The organism is Bacillus sp. FJAT-47783 (assembly GCF_022808615.1).
Taxonomy (GTDB): domain Bacteria; phylum Bacillota; class Bacilli; order Bacillales; family Aeribacillaceae; genus Bacillus_BZ.
In genome coordinates, this window is sequence record NZ_JAKZKS010000048.1 from 1 (window position 1) to 5,031 (window position 5,031).

Consider the following 5,031-nt stretch of genomic DNA (forward strand, 5'->3'; position numbering starts at 1 on the left):
AGGAAGCCGCTGAGACGCGCTTTCGATTACTCAAAAATCCGCAATTTGTCGATGGCTTTTTCTTAAAGAAACCGAGCCGGATAGAAGCGTTGGGAATCGTATTTGTGATGGCCATCCTCATTTACGGGATTTTAGAGTACCGGGTACGAGAAAAAATGAAACAGGAAAAAGAGCCCCTCATTCTAGCGGGTAAACGTAAAGTATTCCAGCCAACCGCTCAGGCTTTATTGAAAGAACTTCAGGAAATCAAGGTGATCTACATTCAACAAGGTGGGCAGGTCATGCGTTATATACCAGACAACGTTGGAGAACAAAGCAAACGAATTCTAGAGTTGGCCGGCTATGATCTCTCCATGTATGTGTCGAAGAAAGCAGAAAATCAACCAAAGTAAGCTAAAATTGGGGTGAACTCGATTATGATTGTCGAACAAGAAAGGAAAATCTAGAAAAACGTCGAGAGAGAGGTGAATAGATGGATTTTAAAAACGTCACCTTAGAAAATTGGACATTCATAATTCTGAGGTGCCGAATATGGGTTTCAAAACGGGTTGGGAGTAAAGCTTCAATCCTAAATTCATAAAAGTATTGTAGATTTCTTGATGATGTGCTAACCTTTTCATGAGACTTAAACACTCCTTTGTAGGGTATAGGTTGGCGCTTTTATTCTACCAAGAGAGTTTGTTTATGTCTCATTTTATGCACGTATTTATTTGTAAATATGTGTAAGCGTTTTTGCTCATCTCAAGTAATTAAAATTTTTAATGTATTATTAGTTATTGATATAGAAAGAAATTCTAAAAAATCTAATTAAGTTTACTAGATGAATTAAATCAAGTCTTCTCATTTATGGAAGAAAAAGATATAATGGAAAACGGGTTATGTTTAATTAATGAGAAGTATGCAATATTAAAAGAAGTATAAATTTAGATATATAGCATTGTATCTACTAATCTCCCTAAGAGGTGTAAATTCAAATGATACTATTCATTATGATATTTATCTTGACATTTCTAATAAGTACAATTTCGGTTCCATTTGTAATTAAGCTTGCTAAAAGCATTGGTGCAGTAGATAAACCAAATAATCGTAAAGTTCATAACAAACCAATTCCAAGGATTGGTGGACTTGCTATATACATGGCTTTCTGTGTGGGATTTGTATTTATATCTATGTTTGCGAGCTTGAATTACAGTATTCTTTTAGCAGCAACAGTAATTGTTATAACTGGGTTTATTGATGATAAGTTTCAAGTTAAACCTTGGCAAAAGTTATTTGGCCAAATTATAGCAGCTACTATTGTGTTATCAGAAGGGATTGCAATTGAGTATATAACAGTTCCATTTCTCGATGAAAGTATTCCTGTGAATGTTTGGGTAGCATTGATTGTGTCACTTTTTTGGATAGTTGGAGTTACAAATGCAGTCAATTTAATCGACGGGTTAGATGGGCTTGCTTCTGGAGTCTCTATTATTGCTGCAATTTCAATTTTCGTAATGGCTTTAATTATTGGGGATACAAACGTGGCATACTTATCACTTGCTTTAATAGGAGCCTCACTAGGATTTCTAATATTTAATTTCCACCCTGCAAAAATATTTATGGGTGACACAGGATCATTGTTATTAGGATTTTTACTGTCGGTTCTATCCATCATTGGATTTAAACAAGTTACATTTATAACTTTTATAATTCCGATGGTAATATTGGCTGTACCACTTACAGATACGACAATTGCCATTATTCGTCGTAAACTTCAGAATAAAAGAATTATGGATCCGGATAAAAATCATCTTCATCATCGATTATTAGATGTCGGTTTTTCTCATAAACAAGCTGTGCTATTTATATACTTGATTTCAATTTTGTTTGGGGCATCAGCCATTCTTTTGTATAATGCAAACTTATTTGCAGCAATAATTATCTTTATGGTAATTTTGCTTGCAATTGAACTATTAATCGAAACCTTTGGGTTAATAAGTAAAAACTATAAGCCTTTAATAAATTTTTATAAAAAGGTTATTTCAAAGAGAGTTAGTATAGAACATAACGAAAACGCTTGATGTTAATTAAGCGTTTTTGTTATTAATTGTAATAAGAATTTTATTAAGATTGAGAGATGGTTATATGAAGATTCATTTAATATCAAACATGTATCCTAGTGAAGATGCTCCCAATTACGGTGTATTTGTAAGAAATACTGAAAAGATATTGTTAGATGCCGGTTGCCAAATAGACCGGACTGTTTTATATAAAGAAACAAATAAATATTTTAAACTAATTAAGTATCTAATTTATTACTTTTTAATAATTTGTAAAACATTGATTAGAAAGTATGACATGCTTTATGTACATTATGCAGCTCACAATGCGGTTCCTGTTTTGTTTTTAAAAGTAATTTGTAAAGATTTGGTGATTTATACAAATGTACATGGTACAGATGTTGTTCCACAGATACCCTCGCAGGAGAAATACCAGCCATATGTTAAAAAATTACTAAAAAAATCAACTTGCGTAATTACTCCAAGTAATTATTTTAAAGAACTTGTAAAAAAGAAGTATAATTTAAATAATCGAATAGAGGTATTCCCATCTGGTGGCATTAATAGCAATATCTTTTACCAAAGAACTGATAGAGAGTCCTCCTTTAATGAGTTAGGGATTGACTCAAGTTATAAGTATATCGGGTATGTCAGTAGGATAGATGTTGGAAAGGGATGGGAAGTTTTTTTAACCTCATTAAAGAACTTAAAAGAAGAACAGTATTTTGATAATAATAAGATAAAAGCTCTTATTGTTGGTGATGGGAAAGATAAGGAACGTTTTGAGAATATGGTTAATGAGTTTGGTTTAGGAGAAATAATTGTACACTATCCTTTATTACCACAAAAAAAATTGAATGCCATATTCAATGCGATAGATGTATTCTGTTTTCCAACAAAAGGTGAGAGCTTAGGACTTGTTGGATTAGAAGCAATGGCTTGTGGAACCCCAGTTATTGGGAGTTCTGTTGGGGGGCTACTTGATTATATTATAGATGGAGAAAATGGTTTGTTATTTAAGGTAGGTTCCAGTGATGATCTTACAAATAAATTAAAAAATTTCTTTACCTTTTCAGAAGATAAAAGGAGGGAACTCAGTCGACAAGCAAAGATAAAATCTGAAGAGTATAATTTAGAAAATATAAAAGGGAAATTACTTAGAATTTTCACCTTTCAAAATAACCACACGCGCGATTTCTGATAATGCGTTAATACTACTATTTTGTTATAAATATTAAAGTTTTGGTTTGGTTGTTAAGTGGATATAGATGAAAATATAATACAAAGACTATAAATGAAATATGCTTTTAACTCATGTATTTACACAAATTTTCAGTGGACACATTTTTCTGAAAAGATAACACTCATAGACTATTTCAAAGCAAGTCTATTGTGTCCACTGCTTTATATATTTAATCCCCTTAATAAGATTTTTGCAAATTTATTTATCTTCTTCGAAACAGTATACATTTTTTACTTTACCGGCATTTAATCCTTTATACAATAAAATTTCTCAATATTATGATTACTGATTCGGTTGATTTGATACTTTTTTAGTTGAATGTCAATTAGAGTAATTGGCTAACATATGACTGTACATAATTAAAAAATTGAGGTACAGTATATGATAATTTTCCTTAAATCAACAGTAGTATTTCTTATTTCTTTTTTATTAACACCAATAATTATTAAAATTGCTTTAACTACAGGTGCAGTAGATATTCCGAATGAACGAAAAGTTCATTTTAAAAAAATTCCAAGGCTTGGTGGGTTAGCAATTGTTCTTTCTTTTTATTTTGGACTTTTACTTTTTACACCTAAAAGCTCGTATTTAGAAGGTGTTATTTGGGGATCATTCTTTATAGCAATAACGGGTATCATGGATGATTTAGTAACTTTATCTCCAAAGTGGAAATTAATTGGGCAAGTACTAGCTTCCTTTTTTGTGGTTACAAATGGTTTATATATTAAATTTATGCATATCCCATTTATCGGACAAGTAGATATTGGATGGTGGGGGATTCCATTAACGTTTATTTGGATTATAACAGTCACTAATTCAATGAACTTAATCGATGGGCTTGACGGCTTAGCTGCCGGAGTTTCTGTTATTGTCTTGTTAACAATCATTTATTTAAGTCTGCCTGGATTTAATTTTGTCGTTCAAACATCGATAATTTTGATTGTCTCGATTTTAGGTTTTTTATACTATAATTTCCATCCGGCTAAAGTATTTATGGGAGATACGGGTGCATTATTTTTAGGGTTTATGATAGCCGTCTTGACATTATTGGAGTTTAAAAATGTTACTTTGTTCTCGTTGTTAGTACCAGCCCTTATGTTAGGTGTTCCTTTATCTGATACTTTTTTCGCCATTATAAGGAGATTAGTGAACAAAAAATCGATATCTGTCGCTGATAGATCACATTTACATCATAGTATTCTCAAATTAGGGTTTAGCCATTTACAGACTGTTTTAATCATTTATTTAATTAGTGCCATTTTTAGTATTGCAGCGATTGTTTTTTCGAGAAGTACAATATGGTATTCAATGTTTGTAATATTTTTTGTTCTTTTTTTTATTGAATTGCTAGGTGAAATGTTAGAACTTTTAGGAAAGGATAATAAGCCATTAACAAAGATTTTTATTAAAGTATCTTCTTTATCTTGGAGGAAAAAGGAAGGGTAGTGTATAAATCCCACATTCGGCAGGTGCCAAATTAAGAAATTTTGTTTTTTTAAAGGGAAATGTTCCCTCCCCATCGAAAAATATCACTAATGAATGATTGTGGGGGAATGATTCCGATGACACAGACGGACCAAATTTTGACACTTTCGGCTGGACCATCTCAATTGATTTCTGCTATTTGTGATGAGATAGGATTTGAAAAAATTATAAATGAACAGCTTGAATGGGACAAGAACCGCTGTCATTTATCACCTGGCACCCGCTTGAAAGCGCTGGTCATCAACATCCTGTGTGATCGTCAAC

The 5,031-nt window shown here is 31.9% G+C and carries 4 protein-coding genes and 1 pseudogene; all 5 read left to right on the forward strand.

Features of this window, described 5'->3' with window-relative positions; all coding sequences use genetic code 11:
* Positions 1–392 (forward strand): annotated as a pseudogene (locus MLD65_RS17715) (IS1634 family transposase); the annotation flags it as partial.
* A 582-nt stretch (positions 393–974) separates the two neighbouring features.
* On the forward strand, positions 975–2,060 hold the full coding sequence (locus MLD65_RS17720) for a glycosyltransferase family 4 protein (protein WP_279326140.1): 1,086 nt from the start codon (positions 975–977) through the stop codon (positions 2,058–2,060).
* 64 nt (positions 2,061–2,124) lie between these two features.
* A complete protein-coding gene (locus MLD65_RS17725) occupies positions 2,125–3,240 on the forward strand; it encodes a glycosyltransferase (RefSeq protein WP_243293144.1) in 1,116 nt (371 codons plus the stop codon).
* Positions 3,241–3,666: 426 nt separating this feature from the next.
* Positions 3,667–4,728, forward strand: coding sequence for a glycosyltransferase family 4 protein (locus MLD65_RS17730; RefSeq protein ID WP_243293147.1), 1,062 nt, complete (start codon positions 3,667–3,669; stop codon positions 4,726–4,728).
* 116 nt (positions 4,729–4,844) lie between these two features.
* Positions 4,845–5,031: DUF4277 domain-containing protein (locus MLD65_RS17735; protein WP_243293145.1), on the forward strand; the 187-nt coding region annotated here is incomplete at its 3' end.